11 protein-coding genes and 1 pseudogene are annotated in these 19962 nt (G+C 72.4%); 6 read left to right on the forward strand and 6 right to left on the reverse strand.

What is annotated here, in order from left to right; genetic code table 11:
* Positions 1-465 precede the first annotated feature (465 nt).
* Positions 466-1014 (reverse strand): MarR family winged helix-turn-helix transcriptional regulator, encoded by a 549-nt coding sequence (locus tag ACIBU0_RS04960; protein WP_398811820.1) that lies wholly within the window; start codon positions 1012-1014, stop codon positions 466-468.
* Positions 1015-1145: 131 nt separating this feature from the next.
* Here ACIBU0_RS04960 and ACIBU0_RS04965 point away from each other — a divergent pair, with 131 nt between their 5' ends.
* Positions 1146-2426, forward strand: a complete 1281-nt coding sequence (locus ACIBU0_RS04965; protein ID WP_398813928.1) for an MFS transporter — start codon at positions 1146-1148, stop codon at positions 2424-2426.
* A 24-nt stretch (positions 2427-2450) separates the two neighbouring features.
* Here ACIBU0_RS04965 and ACIBU0_RS04970 read toward each other — a convergent pair whose 3' ends face one another.
* Positions 2451-2993 (reverse strand): hypothetical protein, encoded by a 543-nt coding sequence (locus ACIBU0_RS04970; protein WP_398811823.1) that lies wholly within the window; start codon positions 2991-2993, stop codon positions 2451-2453.
* A 439-nt stretch (positions 2994-3432) separates the two neighbouring features.
* Here ACIBU0_RS04970 and ACIBU0_RS04975 point away from each other — a divergent pair.
* A pseudogene (locus ACIBU0_RS04975) lies at positions 3433-3546 on the forward strand (helix-turn-helix transcriptional regulator); the annotation flags it as partial.
* A gap of 87 nt (positions 3547-3633) precedes the next feature.
* Here the strand turns inward: ACIBU0_RS04975 and ACIBU0_RS04980 are convergent.
* Both ACIBU0_RS04980 and ACIBU0_RS04985 read right to left on the reverse strand, forming a co-directional pair.
* Positions 3634-5289 (reverse strand): SpoIIE family protein phosphatase, encoded by a 1656-nt coding sequence (locus ACIBU0_RS04980; RefSeq protein ID WP_398811826.1) that lies wholly within the window; start codon positions 5287-5289, stop codon positions 3634-3636.
* A 194-nt stretch (positions 5290-5483) separates the two neighbouring features.
* Positions 5484-6863 carry an NAD(P)/FAD-dependent oxidoreductase gene (locus tag ACIBU0_RS04985; protein WP_398811829.1) on the reverse strand — a complete coding sequence of 460 codons (1380 nt, stop codon included), beginning with the start codon at positions 6861-6863 and terminating at the stop codon, positions 5484-5486.
* Between the two features lie 385 nt (positions 6864-7248).
* On the opposite strand from ACIBU0_RS04985, the gene ACIBU0_RS04990 reads away from it, so the two are divergent.
* Together ACIBU0_RS04990 and ACIBU0_RS04995 are read left to right on the forward strand one after the other, a co-directional pair.
* Positions 7249-8031 carry a TetR/AcrR family transcriptional regulator gene (locus ACIBU0_RS04990; RefSeq protein ID WP_398811832.1) on the forward strand — a complete coding sequence of 261 codons (783 nt, stop codon included), beginning with the start codon at positions 7249-7251 and terminating at the stop codon, positions 8029-8031.
* Positions 8032-8337: 306 nt separating this feature from the next.
* Positions 8338-10305 carry a sigma-70 family RNA polymerase sigma factor gene (locus ACIBU0_RS04995; protein ID WP_398811834.1) on the forward strand — a complete coding sequence of 656 codons (1968 nt, stop codon included), beginning with the start codon at positions 8338-8340 and terminating at the stop codon, positions 10303-10305.
* Between the two features lie 17 nt (positions 10306-10322).
* On the opposite strand, the gene ACIBU0_RS05000 is transcribed toward ACIBU0_RS04995, so the two are convergent.
* Positions 10323-13910, reverse strand: a complete 3588-nt coding sequence (locus ACIBU0_RS05000; RefSeq protein WP_398811837.1) for an AfsR/SARP family transcriptional regulator — start codon at positions 13908-13910, stop codon at positions 10323-10325.
* A gap of 333 nt (positions 13911-14243) precedes the next feature.
* A complete protein-coding gene (locus tag ACIBU0_RS05005) occupies positions 14244-16337 on the reverse strand; it encodes an asparagine synthase-related protein (protein WP_398811840.1) in 2094 nt (697 codons plus the stop codon).
* A 758-nt stretch (positions 16338-17095) separates the two neighbouring features.
* Here ACIBU0_RS05005 and ACIBU0_RS05010 point away from each other — a divergent pair.
* Both ACIBU0_RS05010 and lhgO read left to right on the forward strand, forming a co-directional pair.
* Positions 17096-18520 (forward strand): MFS transporter, encoded by a 1425-nt coding sequence (locus ACIBU0_RS05010; RefSeq protein WP_398811843.1) that lies wholly within the window; start codon positions 17096-17098, stop codon positions 18518-18520.
* Between the two features lie 187 nt (positions 18521-18707).
* A complete protein-coding gene (gene lhgO / locus ACIBU0_RS05015) occupies positions 18708-19916 on the forward strand; it encodes an L-2-hydroxyglutarate oxidase (protein ID WP_398813931.1) in 1209 nt (402 codons plus the stop codon).
* Positions 19917-19962: the final 46 nt, after the last annotated feature.

The following is a 19962-nucleotide window of genomic DNA, read 5'->3' on the forward strand; positions in this document are numbered from 1 at the left end:
CTTTGTACTCACCCTCTCGGGCTTTCCTCCGGGCGCTTCCCTTCGGTCTTGCGTTTCCGACTCTATCAGATCTTTTTCCGATCCGATTTCCTCGGCGCTTTCCAGGTTCCCGCTCTCGCGTTTCCCTTTCCGGCGGTTCTGACTTTATCAGATCCTCTCGGGCCTGACTCCCAGTCAGCGGGGGTTGTCTTCGCGGCCGTTGAGCCGTTCCGACGTCTCAAACCTTAGCGGATTCTCTCGGCGATTCCCAATCGGGCCGCCGAGTCCCATTCGAATTGAATTCGGGCACGCCGAAATCAACCCCGTCGGGAGATCGTGCTGTGGTTTGGGTTGCCGCTTTCGCGGCGGGAGGTGCTGTCGCAGAACCGTTACGGCTCCGCGGCAACCCGAAGAACTGTACGGATCGGGGAGGGGGCTGTCAAGCGTCCCCTGTCAAGATCTTTTGCGTCGGCGGCAGTGACCGCATCAGTCCAGGTCAGTGAGGCGTCCGCCGGCGTCCGGCTGGGCGTGCTCCACCCTGCGGAGCAGACGGGTGAGGACTTCGCCGAGGACGGTGCGTTCGTCCGCCGAGAGGTCTTGGAGCAGGTCCTCCTCGAAGACCGACGCGAGCCGCATCGCCTCCAGCCACTTCTCGCGTCCCTCCGCGGTCAGCTCGACGATGACGCGGACGCGGTTGGACTCGTCGCGCTCACGGGTGACCAGACCCTCCGCGACCATGCGGTCGATCCGGTGCGTCATGGCGGCCGGTGTGAGGCCGAGGCGCTTGGCGAGGTCGCTCGGGCCCATGCGGTAGGGGGCGCCGGAGAGGACCAGGGCCTTGAGGACCTCCCACTCGGCGTTGCTGATGCCGAGGGCGGCGGTCTGGCGGCCGTAGGCGACGTTCATACGGCGGTTCAGGCGGGAGAGCGCCGAGACGATCTTCTCGACCTGGGGGTCGAGGTCCCGGAACTCGCGCTGGTAGGCGGCGATCTGCTCTTCGAGTGTCGGCTCGCTGATGCCTGTGGTGTCGCCCATGGGCCGAGTATCGCATGGGCTTGCTTGGCGTTGAAGTCCTTCGGGATGTACTCTTTAGCTTCGAACTTTAGCTTTGAAGTCTTCAGGCCTGCATTCAGGGCTGATCGAGAGAGGTGAACGTGACCAGGGCGATGGGCGCAGCGATGCGCCGGATCCATGTGGGCAACGCACTCAGCGCGTTCGGGCTCGGTTTCACCGTCCCCTACCTGTACGTCTATGTGGCGCAGGTCCGGGGGCTCGGTTCGCTGACGGCGGGGCTCGTCCTCGCCGTCTTCGCCGTGGCCGCGCTGATCGTGCTGCCGTTCGCCGGGCGGGCCATCGTCCGGCGGGGCCCGCTGCCGGTGCTGCTCGCCGCTCTGATCACCGCCGCGCTCGGCGCGCTGAGCCTGGGGCTGGCGGGGAGTGCGGTGACCGTACTGCTGTCGGCGGCCGCCCTCGGGGCGGGGCAGGCCGTGATGCAGCCGGCGCTCGCGACGATGATCGTGGACTGCTCCGGCGCGGGGACTCGGTCGCGGGCGTTCGCGATGCAGTTCTTCCTGCAGAACCTGGGGCTGGGGGTTGGCGGGCTGATCGGTGGACATCTCGTCGACACGACGAGCGTTGCGTCCTTCACGCTGCTCTTCGCGATCGAGGCGGGGGTGTTTGTGCTGCTCGTCGCGGTGATGTCGACGGTGCGGATGCCGCGCGCGCCGCGGATCGAAGGGGCGCCGGGGAGTGGGGCGGCGAGGGGGAGCTGGAAGCAGTTGCTCCGGAACCGGGCGATGGTGCAGCTGTGTGTGCTGGGCTTCGTGCTGTTCTTCGCTTGCTACGGGCAGTTCGAGTCGGGGCTGAGTGCGTACGGGGTCGAGGCCGCCGGGGTGTCCACTTCGGCGCTCGGGACCGCGTTGGCCGCCAACACCGCGGTGATCGTGGTGGCGCAGTTCGCCGTGCTGCGGTTCGTCGAGCGGCGGAGGCGGTCGCGGGTGATCGCGGCTGTGGGGTTGATCTGGGCTGTGGCGTGGGTTGCGGCGGCGTATGCGGGGCTGGGGCACGGGAGCAAGGAGATGGCTACGGCTGCCTTCGTTGCGACGTACGCGTTGTTCGGGCTCGGGGAGGCGATGTTGTCGCCGACTGTGGCTCCGCTGGTGGCCGACTTGGCTCCAGAGGGGATGGCTGGGCAGTACAACTCCGCGTTCGCGCTGGTGAAGCAGCTCGCGTTGGCTGTTGGGCCGGCGGTGGGCGGGCCCATGGGGGCCTCGCTGCATGGGGCGTATGTCGTGACGTTCCTCGGGTTCTCGTTGGGGATCACGTATCTCGCGGTTCGGTTGGGGCGGCAGCTCAGTGCCGTGCAGGATCAGCCGTGGCTGGCGAAGAGCCGGGTGGTGGCGCAGGGGGCCGGGTCGGCGTCCGGGTCGGCTCGGGCGCGTGCCTGAGTTTCTTCGCGCCCGGAGCTCGGTTCACGCCCCCCGCGCTTCCGTCGCCCGGAGCCTGTGGGCCGAGTGGGCGGCGGCCAGGAGTGCGGCCAGGTAGATCGCCGCGGCGAGTACGGCCAGCTGCCACCACGGGACGCTCAGCACGAATCCGGAGATCCGGGCGGCGAGGACCACACTGGGTATGACGGCGATGACCAGGCCGAGCAGGGCGCTCACCGCGATGAGGGCGCCATGCCGGCAGAGCAGGACCTGGCGGGCCCAGCGCGGTGGGATGCCGACGGCGATCAGCCGGGCCGGATAGCGGCGCAGGATGCGGGTTTGGCTGCGGGTGGCGGCCAGGATCGCGAGAAGGGCCAGGGTCACCAGGCCGGCGGCGGTGGCCAGTAGCGCCGCGGGAGGCACCGGGTCGTCCGGCTTCACGTGGATCAGGACCGCGCCGGCGTCCATGCCCGCATCGATGACGGCCTGCTGCAAGGCGTGGGCCCGGTCCGCGGAGACACCGGTGACCATGAGCGGGCCGTCGGGCTGCACCGGAAGTTCCAGCGCGTCAGCGGCGGAGCGCAGCATGATGCCGTCGGAGCCGGTTCGCCACGCGGCCGGTTCGGGGGCGACGGTGGCCGTGGGCAGTTCGGCGGTGCGGCCCAGGACCTTGTCACCCTCGCGGACGACGAGGCCGGCGCGCTCGCCCGTGCCGGTGGTGGCGTCGTTGGCGTTCCTCCAGACGAGCAGACCGCCGTCGCAGCAGTGCCTCGCTCGGCGGCAGGGTGTGGCTCCTGGTGCCGGCCAGAAGGACCTGACCGGGGAGTACCTCGGGGTACGACTGCCTCTCGGCGGTGCGGATCAGGGTGTCGAGGAGGGTGACGTAGCCCAGTGAGGCGCCGAACAGCACCGTGAGGACGGCCAGGGCGGCACAGGCCCTGCGCCGGTCGGCGGCAAGCTGACGGCGTACCAGGCGGCGGCGTGGCCCGCTCTCGGGGAGGACCCGCAGTACCGCGGCGAAGCCCTGGTGTCCGCGCTCACCCCGCGCGAATGGGACGTCCTCGCGCTCGTCGGTGACGGACTGCCCAACCGCGAGATCGCGAGCGCTCTGAACCTGAGTCCCGACACCGTCAAGGACCACCTCCGGCGCGTCTACACCGAGCTCGGCGTCGAGACCCGACTTCACGCGGCCCGCATCGCCGGGGTGGCGCGCGATCCCCCCTTCTCGTCAAGTCGCCGCCTGCGGCAGTACGAACTCGCACCACACCGCCTTCCCACCCCCCGGCGTGCGGCGGGAGCCCCAGGCGGAGGCGATGGTGGCGACGATGGCGATGCCCCGGCCGGACTCGTCGGCCGGTTCGGCGCGGCGGCGGCGTGGGAGGTGGTCGTCGCCGTCGGTGACCTCGATGATCAGGCGGCGGTCGGTGCGGCGCAGGCGCAGGCGCATGGGCGGGGTGCCGTGCTGGAGGGAGTTGGCGACTAGTTCGCTGGTTGCCAGGACGCCCAGGTCATGGAGGTCGGACGGGAAGCGCCAGCTCGTCAGGACGCCGGAGGCGAAGGCACGGGCGCGGGGGGCCGCTTCCACGCCGCCCAGCAGTTCCAGGGCGGCGTTGCGGAAGAGGTCGCCGTCGGGGCCCGTGCGGGACGGGTGCTGGAGGACGAGGACCGCCACGTCGTCGTCGTGGTCCGCCGTGACGCCTGCCGTGCGCACCAGGCGGTCGCAGATGACCTGGGGGGTGCCGGTCGCGCCGGCCAGGGCGCGTTCGAGGGAGGCGATTCCCTCGTCCAGGTCCTCGTCCCGGCGTTCCACCAGGCCGTCCGTGTAGAGGACGGCGGTGGAGCCGGGGCTCAGGGCGATCGAACCCGACGCGTGCATCCAGCCGCCGGTGCCGAGGGGCGGGCCGGTCGGTTCGTCGGCACGCTGGACGGTGCCGTTCTCGTCGCGGACCAGGATCGGCAGGTGGCCGGCGGAGGCGTACACCAGGCGTCCCTCGTTCGGGTCATGGATGGCGTAGACGCAGGTGGCGATCTGGTTGGCGTCGATTTCCGTCGCCAGGCCGTCCAGGAGCTGGAGGACCTCGTGCGGGGGGAGGTCCAGGCGGGCGTAGGCCCTCACCGCCGTACGGAGTTGGCCCATGACGGCAGCCGCTCGGACGCCTCTGCCCATCACGTCGCCGATGACGAGGGCCGTGCGGCCGCCGCCCAGGGTGATCACGTCGTACCAGTCGCCGCCCACCGCGGCCTCCGTGCCGCCCGGGTGGTAGGTGGCGGCGATGCGCAGGTCGTCCGGCTCTTCGAGCTCTTGGGGGAGGAGGGAGCGCTGGAGGGTGACGGCTGTTTCGCGCTGGCGGCGTTCGCTGGCGCGCAGGCGCTCGGCGGCCTCCGCGTGGTCGGTGACGTCCGTGGCGAAGATGAGGACGCCGCCGTCGCCCTCGGTCACAGGGGTGCAGGTGAAGGTGTAGGAGCGGCCGTCGGGGGCCTTGCGGGACTTGAGGGTGCGGGGCTTGCCGCTGCGCAGGACCTGGTCGAGGAGGGGCAGCAGGCCCAGTTCGGCCAGTTCGGGGAGGGCCTCGCGGGCCGGTTCGCCCGGAGGACGTACACCGAAAGCAGTGACGTAGGCGTCGTTGACGTACGCAAGACGGTGGTCATGGCCGTGGACGAGGGCGACCAGGGACGGGACCCGGTCCAGGACCTCGCGGACCGGGAGTTCGTCCAGGGCGGGGATCGGCTTGGCCTCGTCGGTGAGTTGTTCGGCGCGGGCCGCGGGGACGGCACCCGGGCCCTCTCCCCGGCGGTCGTGGGTGACCGCCGCCGCTGTTTCGGTCCGCGCTGCGGCGCGGCGCTGCGTTCCGGGGAGCCGGGCGCTCCAGCGCGTGAAGTTCACGAATCCTTGCCTCGTGTCGTCGTCTTCTGCCGGCTCCGGACCAGGCCGGGGGTCTGCGGGGTGGCACCCCTGAGTCGCAGCACTGTGGGGAGAGCCTCGTGTTCGGGATCGGTTCGGGGATCAGTCTGGCAGTGCGGCCGACCTGGCCGACACCCGTCAGACGCCTGCCTCGTCGGTGGAGTTCCTGGGTCCGGTCAGGACGACCCCTTCGAGTCGTCCTGCGGGTCGAGAGGATGCTTTCCACCGGCCGCGAGTTCGAACTCCGCTCGGGGATGTTCGAGCGAACCCAGGGAGACGATCTCCCTCTTGAAGAGTCCCGACAGGATCCATTCGGCCAGGACACGGGCCTTGCGGTTGAAGGTCGGCACCCTGCTGAGGTGGTACACGCGGTGCATGAACCAGGCAGGGTAGCCCTTCAGCTTGCGTCCGTAGACGTGTGCGACCCCTTGGTGGAAGCCGAGGGAGGCGACCGAGCCCGCGTACTTGTGGGCGTACGTCTCCAGGGGTTCGCCGCGCAGGGCGTGCGCGATGTTGTCGCCCAGCACCTTCGCCTGGCGCAGGGCGTGCTGGGCGTTGGGGGCGCACTCCTTGCCCGGATCGCCGGCGGTGACGTCGGGGACGGCTGCTGCGTCTCCCGCGGCCCACGCGTGCGTGGTGCCCTCGATGGTCAGCTCGGGGGTGCACTGGAGCCGGCCGCGGCCGTCGAGCGGCAAGTCCGTCGCGGCGAGGACGGGGTGGGGTTTGACGCCGGCCGTCCAGACGACCGTACGAGTCGGGAAGCGGGCGCCGTCGCTGAGGACGGCGACGCGGTCCGTGCAGGACTCCAGGCGGGTGTGCAGGCGTACGTCGATGTTGCGGCGGCGCAGTTCGGTGACGGTGTAGCGGCCCATGTCCTCGCCGACCTCGGGCAGGATGCGGTCCGAGGCCTCGACCAGGATCCACTTCATGTCCTCGGGCCGGACGTTGTGGTAGTAGCGCGCGGCGTAGCGGGCCATGTCCTCGAGTTCGCCGAGCGCCTCCACGCCCGCGTAGCCGCCGCCGACGAAGACGAAGGTGAGGGCGGCGTCGCGGATCGCGGGGTCGCGGGTGGAGGAGGCGATGTCCATCTGCTCGATGACGTGGTTGCGCAGGCCGATGGCCTCTTCGACGGTCTTGAAGCCGATGCCGTGCGCGGCGAGGCCGGGGATGGGGAGCGTGCGGGAGACCGAGCCGGGGGCGAGGACGAGTTCGTCGTACGACAGCTGTTCGGTGCCCGTGCCCTCTTCCTCGGTGGCGAGGGTGGTGAGGGTCGCGGTGCGCTTTGCGTGGTCGATGGCGGTGGCCTCGCCGATGACGACCCGGCACAGGGGCAGGACGCGGCGCAGCGGTACGACCACATGGCGTGGGGAGATGGAGCCTGCGGCCGCTTCCGGGAGGAACGGCTGATACGTCATGTACGGGTCGGGAGTGACCACCGTGATCTCGGCTTCGCCCCGCACCAGTTCTTGTTTCAGCCTCCGCTGAAGTCGCAGGGCCGTGTACATCCCGACGTAGCCGCCGCCGACAACGAGAATGCGCGCACGTTCCTTCACCATCCCATGACGCACCCGGCGCTTGCGTTTGTCCACAGGCTCGACAATTTGTGTGACCGGAGCCCGTCGGAACCGCGATTTGGCCGAATTGCCGGAGTGCGGGGAAAATTCGCAGGTCAGGGGGCGTGCGCCGGGGGGTCGCAGGTGGCTCAATCGGGACGTAAACGACTCGTACTCCGATCGAGGGGCGCTCCGTGCGGAACGTGCCCCTTCTGAATTGACCCTCGCTCAACTATGTTCGTGTCTCGACGGGGTGTAGGGGGATGCGCTCTTCGGGTCCGTGAGTCACACACGGCGGGCTCGTTGTCCGGGCTTGTTCCGCGACGCTCCGGCTTTGCAATGACGGGGAGAGTCTCCGGGGGGAGACGTCATTACCGGGGGATCGCTTATGCATGTTCAGGATTCTCGTTGGTCTTCCGCGTCCGCCATCACAGCGGGTGGCGGGGCGGTGGGCGGCACGATGAGCGCGGCTGCGGGCAACGGACGCGGGGACAGCTCGCGTACGACGCCGCTGCGCGTGGACGCACAGCGCAATCTGGAGCACGTGCTGCGTGCGGCGCGCGAGGTCTTCGGCGAGCTGGGGTACGGCGCGCCGATGGAGGACGTGGCGCGGCGCGCGCGGGTCGGTGTCGGCACGGTGTACCGGCGCTTCCCGAGCAAGGACGTCCTGGTGCGGCGGATAGCCGAGGAGGAGACCTCCCGGCTGACCGACCAGGCGCGTGCGGCGCTCGGCCAGGAGGACGAGCCGTGGTCGGCGCTGTCGCGCTTCCTGCGCACGTCCGTGGCCTCGGGTGCGGGTCGGCTGCTGCCGCCGCAGGTGCTGCGGGTCGGGGTCGCCGAGGACGGCACCGTGCTCGACGAGGCCCGGGTGCCGCAGCAGCGGACCCAGCCGGGCGCCGGTGAGCTGCGGTTGGTGCCCGACCAGGCCCCGGCCGTGCCGGCCGACTCGATGGACGACGCCGGGGCTGCGGCCCTGCTCGACGTGGTGGGCCAGCTCGTGGAGCGGGCTCGCGCGGCGGGTGAGCTGCGGGCCGACGTGTCGGTGTCGGACGTCCTGCTGGTGATCGCGACGGCGGCGCCCTCGCTGCCGGATGCGGCTCAGCAGGCGGCGGCCTCGGCCCGTTTGCTGGACATCCTGCTGGAGGGGTTGCGGTCGCGGCCTCAGATGTGAGCCGACCCTTGTGCAGGGGGCGCGAAACGTCCGCTGCTCGGAACGGGTGTCAAGAGGCGGGGTGCTGCGCCGCCCTCGCCTCGAACACCATCACGGCACATCTCGGGCCATTCGAGCGCAGCATTCAACTCGCCGCCGTCCAGGGCCCGTTGAGCCCTCCCCGTACGGGCGAGGGCCAGTATCGCGTTACCGGAAGTCCCCACGGACGAGTGGATCCTCCGTACGGGTGGGTCCTGACCAAAATCCAATGTGGCACCCTGACCCGGTGTCCAGGACTGGTGGAGCCGGCGGCGGGGGCTTTCCGCGATGAGCGTTGACGGGTGGGACGAGTCGCGCGGTGACGGCGACTCGGCGACTCCCCAGGTGCCGAATCAGGGCGGACGGGCGGACCTGCCGCCGGGCGGCTCCACGGAGGGCCGCAGGCAGGGGCGCGCGGAACGCAGCGTCCCGGCCCAGCGCGACCGGCGCGAGGACAGCACGCTGCCTGCGCCGCGCGGACTTCCGCCGTCCGACTCCGACCTGATCGGCCGGATGCGCTCCGGCGACGACACGGCCTACGAGGAGCTGTACCGGCGCCACGCGGAGGCCGTGCGCCGGTACGCGCGCACCTGCTGCCGTGACGCCCACACCGCGGACGACCTCACGGCCGAGGTCTTCGCCCGCATGCTCCAGGCGGTACGGGGCGGCTCCGGGCCCGAGCACGCCGTACGCGCGTATCTGCTCACCTCGATCCGGCGGGCCGCCGCGGACTGGACGAGGTCGGCGCGGCGCGAGCAGTTGGTCGACGACTTCGCGGTGTTCGCCGCGCAGACCGCGCGGGTCTCCGAAGTCTCGGACGACGACACTCTGGACCTGGGCGCCGATGTGCGGGCGATGCACGAGGCCGAGCAGTCCATGGCCATGCAGGCCTTCCGGTCGCTGCCCGAACGCTGGCAGGCCGTGCTGTGGCACACCGAGGTCGAGGACGAGTCGCCCAGCGAGGTCGCCACGCTCTTCGGGCTGGACGCCAACGGCACGCGAGTGCTCGCCAGCCGCGCCCGCGAGGGCCTCAAGCAGGCCTACCTCCAGGCCCACGTCAGCGCCAGCCTCGCCAGCGACGAGGGCTGCGCCCGCTATGCCGACCGGCTCGGCGCCTACGCCCGCGGCAGCCTGCGCACCCGTGCCGAGCGGGGCCTGCGCAAGCACCTGGAGGAGTGCGCCAAGTGCCGGCTGGCCGCGGGCCAGATCAAGGAGGTCGCCGGCGGTATCCCCGCCGTCGTGCCGGTCGCGGTCATCGGCTGGTTCGGTGCCGCCGGGTACGCAAAGGCGGCCGGGCTCATCGCCGGTGGTGCGGGCGCCGCCGGTGCCGCGGGCGCGGCCGCGGCCGCGGCGGCCGGCGGAGGCTCGTCGAGCGGTGCCGCCGGTGGGGTCGGCGCGGCGGGCGGCGGTTCGTCCGGCGGGGCGGGTTCCGGGGGCGGTGCGGCGGCCGCCGAGGGGCTGGGCGCGCCGGTGAAGGCCGGCATCGCGGCCGGTGTGGTCGCCGTGGCCGCGGCGGCGGCTCTCATGCTGGCGCTGGCCGGCAACGACCGTCCGGCCCACAAGGAGGACGCCAAGCAGCCCTCCGCCCCCTCCCCCGTCGTCGAGGACACGCCGACGCCCCAGCCGACGAAGAAGGAGCCCACTCCGCGGCCTCCGGCGATCGTCCCGGCCGTGAAGCCCAAGCCGGCCCCGACCCCCAGGCCGACGCCGTCGCCGTCGCCCACCCGCACGCCGAGTGCGGCGCCCACGCCTTCCCCGCCGGCGCCCCCGGCCCCCGCTCCGACACCGACGCCCACCCCGACTCCGCCGCCCCCGCCCGCCCCGGTCGTCTACCAGTGGAGCGAGCTGTCGTACGACGTCGCCGGCGACGGCACCGAGCCCGAGATGCGGATCGGCGAGAGCAGCTGGGTGTGGCAGCGGTACGGCGTGTCGATCGCCGACCAGCGGTACGCGCACGGCGTCACCGTGCACGGCCGGTCCTCCGTCACCATCGACCTCAACCGGGAGTGCTCCGCCTACGACGCGATGGTGGGCGTCGACGACACGAACGCGGGGCTCGGCGCGTTCTCCTTCTCCGTCCGCGCCGACGGCGTCCGGCTGTGGCAGTCCCCCGTGCTCAAGAGCGGCGACCCCGCGGTGCCCGTCCATGTGAACCTCGCCGGGCGCCGCACCGTGCAGCTGGTGGTCGAGCCGCACACCACCTTCGACACGCTGCTGCTGGCGGACTGGGCCGAGTCGAAGTTCCGCTGCGCATAAGCGCCGTAGGCCCGGGCCTACGGCGCCTGCTCGGCAGGGCGGTGAAGGGCGCGCACGGCCTCGGCGAGTTCACGCAGCACGTCCTCCCGGGTCCGGGTGGCTCCGCGGGCCTGCTCGGCGGCGAACCGGTCGGCGCCCAGGGCGGTGCGGGCGGCCGCCTCGGCCCGCTCGGCGTTCGCCCGCTCCGGCTGCGGACGGGGATGGCCGCGGCGCCACTGCTCCGAGGCGGCGAGCAGGCGGGCCGCCCGCGGGTGGTCGCCGAGACGGCTCAGCAGATCGGCCGCGGCCTCCGCGAGAGCCGCCGTGATCACGTCGGCAACCCGGTTCTCCACGGCCAGATGGAACGTGTCGGCCAGGAGGGGCAGCCCGCGCTCCGGGCCCGACTCGGCCGTCACGACCAGGGCGTGGATCGCGTTCAGCATCACCATGAAATGGGGCGGCGGTGTGCCGAGGGCGGTCTCCGAGCGGGCCGCCTCCCACATCTCGCGCGCGCGTGCGGTGTCCTTGTCGTCCAGCGCGATCTGGGCCCGCATCAGCTGGACGAAGGCCCGGGAGTCCGCCACCCCGTACCGGTCGGCCGCCGCGCTCGCCTCGTCCAGCGCGGTCAGCGCGGCCGTACGGTCGCCCGCGCGGTAGGCGATCTCGGCGAGCCGGGCGACGAGGAACGGGGTCTCGGCGTACGCGCCCACCTCGTGGGCCAGGCGCAGCGCCTCCTCGTACTCGCCCTTGGCCTCCTCGAAACGGCTGCGCGAGATGGCCGTCTCGCCGGCGGCGCTGCACACCTGGGCCCGCATCCAGCGGTCGCCGACCCGGCGGCTGAGCACCCTCAGCTCGGCCAGGTCGTCGTCGATGCCCGCCAGGTCGCCGTGCGAGTCGACGGCCATGTGCGTGCGGAACATCAGCAGGACGCCGACCTCCCAGTCACCGCCGTGGGCCCGGCAGTTGGCGACGGCCAGGTCCATGTCGGCCTTCATGTCCCGCGAACTGCTCAGATAGAAGGCGGTCAGCGGCCAGACCAGCCCCGGCAGCCGCGCCGCCACCGGGCCTCCGCGCTCGAAGAAGGCCCGCACCCGCATCAGGTAGCGCCGCATCCGCTCGTTCAGCAGCGTGTCGATCGGCTCGGTCTCCGACTTGAGGAAGAGGTGCAGCAGCCGGAGATCCATGCGCGGGCCGTGCAGGGGGTGGTGGGACTGGTCTTCCTGCGTGGCGAGGAAGACGTCGACCGGGTCCAGGGCGGCGGTCAAGGAATCGTCTGGGGCTTTCGGGGGACCGTCGTCGGCCAGCCGAGGATGGTCATGGGCTATCCGGGGATCGTCATTGGCTGTCCGCCGATTGTCGTGGGCCTTCAGGGAGTCGCCGCCCACGGTGTCCAAAGCCGTCCCCAGCCGCAGGATCCGGTCGATCCATGCGCTGCCCTCGCGGCGGTAGTTGCGCAGCCACCAGAACCAGCCCATGGCGAGCGCGATGGAGGCGGCATCCGCTTCGTCGCCGGCCGTGAGGGCGCGGTCGAGGGCCGCACGGATGTTGTCCAGCTCCGTCTCCAGGCGGGCGACCCACGGCAGTTGACCGGCCGAACGCAGCAGCGGATCGGCCTCCTCCGCGAGCGCACGCACCCACGCGCGGTGCCGGCGCTCGGCCGCCAGACGCAGCTCGGGGACCTCGGCGGCGCGCTCGACGGCGTACTCGTGAATGGTCTCCAGCAGGCTGTACCGCATGCCGTCGGAACCGTCCCGCTCGCACGGGGTGGCCACGATGAGGGACTTGTCGACCAGCGCACCGATGAGGTCCGCGGCCGGCCCGGTGCACACCGCCTCCGCCGCCGCGAGATCCCAGCCGCCCGCGAAGACGGACACCTCGCGCAGCACAGTCCGCTCCCGCTCGTCGAGCAGCTCCCAGGACCAGTCGACGACGGCGCGCAGGGTCTGCTGGCGGGGCAGGACCGTACGGCTTCCGGAGGTGAGGAGGCGGAAGCGGTCGTCGAGGCGGTCGGCGATCTGGCGGGGTGTGAGCAGCCGTAGCCGGGCCGCCGCCAGCTCGATGGCGAGCGGCAGTCCGTCGAGACGGCGGCAGATCTCCGCGACGGCTTCCTGGTCGCGCGTGTCACCCAGCACGGCGGCGGCGTCGGGGCGGACGGCCGCCGCGCGCTCCGCGAAGAGGCGGTGCGCCTGGTCGGGGAGCAGGGGTTCGACCGGGCGCACCGACTCGCCGGGGACGCCCAGGGGTTCGCGGCTGGTGGCGAGGACGGTGAGCCCTGGGCAGCGGGTGAGGAGGGTCTCGGCGAGGGTGGCTGCCGCGCCGATGACATGTTCGCAGTTGTCAAGGATCAGAAGTTGGCTGCGCGGGGCGCAGTACTCGATCAGCAGGGCGGTCGGGTCGTCCTGCGGGGCTGTCAGCTCGTTGGTCATGAGCACGGTCTCGCGCAGACCGAGCGCGTTGACCACCGCGCCTGGTACCGCCTCCGGCCGGTCGAGCGGGGCGAGCTCGACCAGCCATGCCTGCGGTAGGCCTGAGGCGGCTTCCTCGGCGAGGCGGGTCTTGCCAGAGCCGCCCGGTCCGGTGAGCGTGACCAGTCGGGCCCTGTGCAATTCGGAACGGATGGCGGCGAGTTCGAGTTCCCTGCCCACGAAAGAGGTAAGGCGTGGACGGAGGTTGCCATGGCGGTCCGGGTGGGGAGTGGGGGGCGGGGTGGGCTGGGGTTGGCGCTGGGGCTGGGACTGGGGCTGGCTCTGGGATTCAGGCTGGGGCTGGGGCAGAAGTTGCGGCTGGGATTGGGCTTTGGGTTGGGGGCCCGTGTTGCGAGTGGTCACGGGGAGCGTCTTGCGGGCTGCCGGGCGAGCCGCCTCGGGGCCCTCGTGGCGAGCCGTCCCGGGCAGCGGCTTGAGGGCGGCTGGTTTCAGTAGCTCGGCGTGCAGGGCCCGGAGTTCTGGGCCGGGATCGGCGCCGAGGCCCTCGGCGAGGGCCTGGCGGGCGGTTTCGTACGCGGCGAGCGCGTCGGCCGTGCGGCCCGTGTCGCGCAGGGCGCGGATGAGGAGGGCGTGCAGCGGCTCGTCGTACGGGTGCGCCGTGGTCAGTTCCCTGAGTTCGGGTACGGCGTCCTGGGCGCGGCCGAGTCGCAGGTCCGCCTCGGCGCGGGCTCGGGTGGCCTCCAGGCGCAGGGCCTCCGGGCGGGTGGCGGCCGCGGTGCGGTCGGGGAGGTCGGCGAGGGCGGGGCCGCGCCACAGGGCGAGGGCGGTGGCGAGGTCGTGGGCGGCGGTGGTGGGGTCGCCGTTCTGCAGTGCGGAGGTGGCCTGGCGTACCAGTCGTTCGAAGACGAAGAGGTCTACGTCGTCCTTGGTCGCCGTGAGGCGGTAGCCGCCGGGGGCGGAGGTGACGGCGGTCTTGCCGAGGGTGCGGCGCAGGCGGCCGATCAGGGCCTGGAGGGCGGCTGGGGCGTCCTGGGGTGGGTCGTCGGTCCAGACCTCGTCGATCAGGGTGTCGGGGGTGGTGAGGTGGCCGGGGCGTAGGGCCAGGGCCGTGAGCAGGGCGCGTAGGCGGGGGCCGCCCAGGGGTATGACGGTGCCCTGGTCGTCTTCCGCCTGGGTGACGCCCAGGATTCTGTACCGCACCGGGTCATTGTCGCGGGGGTGGCTTTGGGGGGCACGGGTTTTGTCTGGGTGGGGGTGGCGTGGGTGGGGCCGGGGGGGGGAGTGGTCGGGGTGGGTGCGGGGGTCGGCCGGGTGCGGGCCGGGAGGATTCTCGCCCCCGCCGCCCCTACCCGTCCCATCCCTGAAGGGGCTCCGCCCCTTCCACCCCGCCAGGGCGCCGCCGCCCCCTGGACCCCCGCTTCAGCCCTGAAGGGGCCTCGTCCTCAAACGCCGGACGGGCTAAGAATGCCGTGAGCGGAGCCGGAGTCCGCCTGACGGTGGTGGTCAGGGGCAGGCAGTGCGGACCACCCGCCCTCACACCCGCCGCGCCCCCGCCCCCAGCGCCCCCCGCTGCGGTGTGATCCCCGCCGGTACTGCGCGCTGTCGGGCGGGCGTTCCCGTCCAGCAGGTGCCGCGGCGGGCCAGGAGGCGGTGGAGCCAGAGTTCCAGGGAGACCAGGTCTGCCAGGCCGTCCAGGGGGAGGGGCTCGCCCTCGGCTGCCGCGCGGAGGGCCTTGCGGACGACTCGGGCCTCGACCAGGCCTGCTTGGGCGAGGAGGGGGGTGCCGAACAGGGCCGTGAGGGAGTCTGCGGCCACCCTCAGGCCCGTTCGCGCGGCCACTGCCGTCGACGCGTGGGACGGGGCGCCCCAGCCGGGTGGGAGGTCGGCCACGCCGGCGCCCTCCAGGACCGTGCGGAGGATGGCCGCGCGGGCGCCCGGCTGGACGCGCAGTGCCTCGGGGAGGGCTCGGCAGGCGCGGACGACCTGGTTGTCGAGGAACGGGGCGTGCAGGCGTTGGGAGCGGATCTCGGCGGCCTGTTCCAGGACACGGAGGTCCGATGCGTGGCGGGCCAGTGCCGCACGCGCGCGGTAGTCGCCGGGACGCTGGCCGGGGCCGATGCCGTTGCGGCTCGTCGCCGCCTGCAGGCGAACCGATACTTCAGCGAGCGCCTCACCGGTCAGCCAGCGCGCCGCCGGGCCCGGTCTGGCCCAGGTGAGCGCGGCGAGCGACGCCCCTACGGCACCTCCGGGCTCGTCGAAGCGGCGGTGCAGGAGGCGGTCCGCCAGGGATTCCAGGCCGGTGCGGTAGGGGGTGCGGGCCAGCTTCCGGGCCGCGCCGTACACGCGCGCGGGGACCAGCACCGAGCCGTCCGCCTTCGCCAGGGCCGCGACCGGGCGGACCAGGTGGCGGCGTTTGCGGTCCATCAGCAGGTCCGCCAGGCGGGCCGGGTGGGCGTCGAGGACCTGGCGGGCGCCGTAGCCCGTGAAATGGTCCGCGCTGCCTGACGCCAGGCGCGCGCGGTGTCTGGCCGCCGTCACCAGGCTCGGGCCCGGTTCGTCCGTCAGCGGGCCGTCCAGGTCGGCGTACGGCAGTGTCTCCTCACCGCCGGTGACCACCACGTGGTGCAGGCGGGGGTTGGCCGCCAGGGTGCCGGCTCTTTCCAGCTCGGCCTCGCGGCCGCCGACCGCCAGGTCGTTGAAGGTCACGGCGAGCAGCCGCTCTCCCGCGCCCGTGCCGTGTCCCAGCACCGTGCCCGGCATTCCCGGCAGGCCGGCGGCCAGCAGGGCCAGGGTGCCCGAAGCCGGCCCTCCGGACAGGTCCGCCCCGATGCCCGGTACCGGCATCCCGCGCGCGGCACGCCGCTCGGCGGGGCCCATCCCCGGGACCGGACCCGGGTCTATGTCGGCGCCGGGGACATGGCGAGGCGCCGACAGGCGCGCGCGTACCGCTTCCACGAGGGCGTCGCGTACGGCGTCCACCGCGCTGTCCGGATCCGCCGTGGGTGCCGCCACCGCCAGCGAGGCGACCGGCTCGTACCCGGCGATCTCGCGCGCCCCGGCGCGGAGGATGAGCGCATGCCCCGGCGGAATGCGCCGCACGCCGTCGTACGGCGTGGAGTCGTGCACGGCCGCCGGTACGTCGGGCGCCGCGAGCAGTGCGGCGAGGTGCCCGAAGTCGAGGTTGGCCTCGATGAGGTCGGCGAGGGGGAGCGCGGCCGTCGCATAGGCCGTACCGCCCGCCCACGGGGTGTAGAACACGGGCCGTGCGCCCGCCAGATCGCCGCACACCGTGACCCTGCGGCCCACCTGGACGACGGCCGTGTAGCTGCCGGACCACGCCGTCAGATGCCGAAGTGCCCCTCCGCGCGCGGCGAACAGTCCGACCCGCAGCTGCTCGTCGGTCGCTCCGCAGGTGCCGAGGACCGCGATGCGCGTCTGGGCGTCGGCCTTCACGACGCGCACCTCGTCGGGGCGCCAGTCGCCGACCGCCCACAGTGGATCGGGGTCACCCCACAGGAGTTGGGAACCCACCGGGTGCACCGTCTCGCCGTCGCTCCCGGTGGCCCCCGCGGAACCGATTCCGGCGGCCACCGCGGCGGTGCTGCTCCATCCCACCAACCACCGCATCGACGCCTCCACAGGCTGTGGACAACCAGTGCACCGTACGAACCGGTTCACCATGCTGCCATGAAGGACGCGCGCCGGAGGGGCGGCGGAGCCGCTCGGGATCCGGGAATGCGCCTGTGTCTGCGCCCCCGTGTCGCCCTCGTGCCGGTTCGGGCGCCGCCCGAACACCCGGACGGGGCAAGGGGATCCACGCGCGCGGGGCGATCGGATCCCGGGCAGGTCCCAGGACGTCTGCGACGCGAATGCGCCCCCGATACGCTCCCCAAAAACGCCGTTCGCGCCCTCAAGTTCCGTGGTAGGAGCGGTAATCACCCACGAGCGACAGGGTCGATTTTCGGCCAAATCGGCGTCGCACGGACAGGCTCACGCACGCTCCGTACAAGCCCTGCGGACTACTCGCCGTGCTCGCCGCGCGCGCAGTCCGGGGAACGGAGTGCGCCCCCCGGACCGTTCCGCCGCCCGCGGGGATGAAGGCGGCGGAATCCCCCAGCCCACTGGATCCAGTACAGCGGGCCGACCCACGCACGAGCCATGGAACCGCTCCCCCGATGGCTGGAGAAGAGCGCACGGACGGGCGCACAGCCACACAGCGGGAGCACGTCACAACTGTCCGTACAGAGGGCGTACTTCAGTACGAACCACAATCCCGCCATCCGGAACAATGCCCCTTAACGCTTGGGATGCGGCGAACTACGCTGGGTTTACGAATGCCGCGTGGTTATGCCAGCGCGGCAGCCGTCTGTGTCGAGGGGTGGCGCATGTCCAGGGAGCAACGCGGGCCGAACGAAAAGCTCGGCGCCGTTCTCGCCCTCGCGGGAATCAGCAACGCAGGCCTCGCCCGACGCGTCAACGACCTTGGCGCTCAGCGGGGACTGACTCTTCGCTACGACAAGACGTCGGTGGCGCGCTGGGTGTCGAAAGGCATGGTGCCGCAGGGTGCCGCGCCCCACCTCATCGCCGCCGCCATCGGCCAGAAGCTCGGCCGCCCGGTGCCGCTCCACGAGATCGGCCTGGCGGACGCGGACCCCGCACCCGAAGTGGGCCTCGCCTTCCCCCGGGACGTCGGACAGGCGGTGAAGTCGGCGACGGAGCTCTACCGTCTCGACCTCGCCGGGCGCCGCGCCGGCGCCGGCGGCATCTGGCAGTCGCTGGCCGGTTCGTTCGCAGTAAGCGCATACGCAACGCCTGCCTCACGGTGGCTGATAACCCCGGCCGACAGTTCGGTGGCGCGCGAGGCGAGCACCTCCGAGGGCTCCGGCGCACCGCTCAAAGTCGGCCACAGCGATGTGCAGAAGCTGCGGGAGGCCGCCGAGGACGCCAGGCGCTGGGACTCCAAGTACGGAGGCGGCGACTGGCGTTCGTCCATGGTGCCCGAGTGCTTACGCGTGGAGGCGGCTCCGCTGCTGCTGGGCTCGTACTCCGACGAGGTGGGCCGGGCGCTGTTCGGCGCCTCCGCCGAACTCACGCGTCTCGCCGGGTGGATGGCCTTCGACACCGGGCAGCAGGAGGCCGCCCAGCGGTACTACATCCAGGCGCTGCGGCTCGCGCGCGCGGCGGCCGACGTACCCCTCGGCGGGTACGTCCTGGCGTCGATGTCGCTCCAGGCGACCTACCGGGGCTTCGGCGACGAGGGCGTCGACCTCGCCCAGGCGGCCCTGGAGCGCAACCGGGGCCTCGCCACGGCCCGCACCATGAGCTTCTTCCGGCTCGTCGAGGCACGCGCGCACGCACGCGCGGGTGACGCACAGGCGGCAGGAGCGGCGCTGAAGGCGGCGGAGGGCTGGCTCGAACGGTCCAGGGAGGGCGACAACGATCCCTCCTGGCTCGGGTTCTACTCCTACGACCGCTTCGCCGCCGACGCCGCGGAGTGCTACCGGGACCTGAAGGCACCGCGCCAGGTACGGCGGTTCACCGAGCAGGCCCTGTCCAAGCCGACGGAGGAGTTCGTACGCTCGCACGGGCTGCGGCTCGTCGTCTCGGCGGTCGCCGAGCTCGAGTCGGGCAATCTCGATGCGGCGTGCGAGCAGGGCGTACGGGCGGTGGAGGTCGCGGGGCGCATATCGTCGGCTCGCACCACCGAGTATGTGAAGGATCTTCTGCATCGGCTGGAGCCGTATGGGGATGAGCCGCGGGTGGTGGAGTTGCGGGAGCGCGCTCGGCCGCTGCTGATGGCTCCGGCGTAGCGCTCCGCTTCGGGGGCAGGGTGCCTTCGCGTCCGCCTGGTGCTGTGGATCGGCGGCTGCCGGCAGCCTGTGGCTTGTCGCGCAGTTCCTCGCGCCCCTTCAAGGCGTGGCAGTCCCCCTGGTTTGAACGCGTTGTCAGTGGCGCAGTGCACTATCGAAGCCGGAGGTGGTGCAGGTGGCAGGGCAGGTGCGGTCTGTCGGCTACGACTGTGATGTGCTCGTGATCGGCGGGGGGATCGTCGGGCTGTCCACGGCGTATGCGATCACGCGTGCCACGCCGGGGACGCGGGTGACCGTGCTGGAGAAGGAGCCGGGGCCCGCCCGGCACCAGACGGGGCGCAACAGCGGAGTCATCCACAGCGGGATCTATTACCGGCCGGGGTCGCTGAAGGCACGGTACGCGGTGCGGGGCGCCGCCGAGATGGTCAAGTTCTGCGCGGAGTACGGCGTCGCGCACGCCGTCACCGGCAAGCTGATCGTCGCGACGGAGCGCGATGAGCTGCCACGGCTGCACGCGCTGGTGCAGCGCGGCCGGGAGAACGGGATTCCGGTACGGGAGCTGGGCGCCACGCAGATCGCGGAGTACGAGCCCGAGGTGCGGGGTCTCGCGGCCATACACGTCGGGACGACGGGCGTGTGCGACTTCGTCGGCGTCGCCCGGCAGCTGGCCGAGGCGTCGGGGGCGGAGATCCGGTACGGCGCGGAGGTCGAGCGGATCGACCGGCGGGCGGAGCTGGGGGTCGCCGTACGGACCACGCGCGGGGACGTGGTGCGGGGGCGGGTGCTGGTGAACTGCGCCGGGCTGTACTGCGACGAGGTGGCCCGGTTGACGGGGGACGAGCCAGGCGTGCGGATCGTGCCGTTCCGGGGCGAGTACTACTCGCTGGCGCGGCCCGGGCTGGTGCGGGGGCTGGTGTATCCGGTGCCGGATCCGGCGTTCCCGTTCCTCGGGGTGCATCTCACGCGCGGGATCGACGGGGATGTGCACATCGGACCCAACGCGGTGCCTGCGCTGGCCCGGGAGGGGTACCGGTGGGGTGTCGTACGGCCGCGGGAGGTCGGCACGACCGTGGCCTGGCCCGGGGTGTGGCGGATGGCGGCGCAGCACTGGCGGTACGGGGCCGGGGAGCTGCGGCGGTCGGTGTCCAAGGGGGCCTTCACGGAGGCGGTGCGGAGGTTGTTGCCCGCGGTGACGTCCGATGATCTGGTGCCTGCGGCGGCGGGGGTGCGGGCGCAGGCGGTGTTGCGGGACGGGTCGCTGGTGGACGACTTCCTGATCAGGGAGGGGGCGCGGGCGGTGCATGTGCTGAATGCGCCGAGTCCGGCGGCCACGGCTTCTCTGCCGATCGGGCGGGAGGTGGCTCGGCGGGCGCTGGCGGTGCTGGAGGCGGCTTGAGCGGGGTGCTCCGAGGGTGCCGGGAAACGCCGGACGGGCTGGGATG

The sequence above is a fragment of the Streptomyces sp. NPDC049627 genome, from assembly GCF_044465645.1.
Lineage (GTDB): Bacteria > Actinomycetota > Actinomycetes > Streptomycetales > Streptomycetaceae > Streptomyces.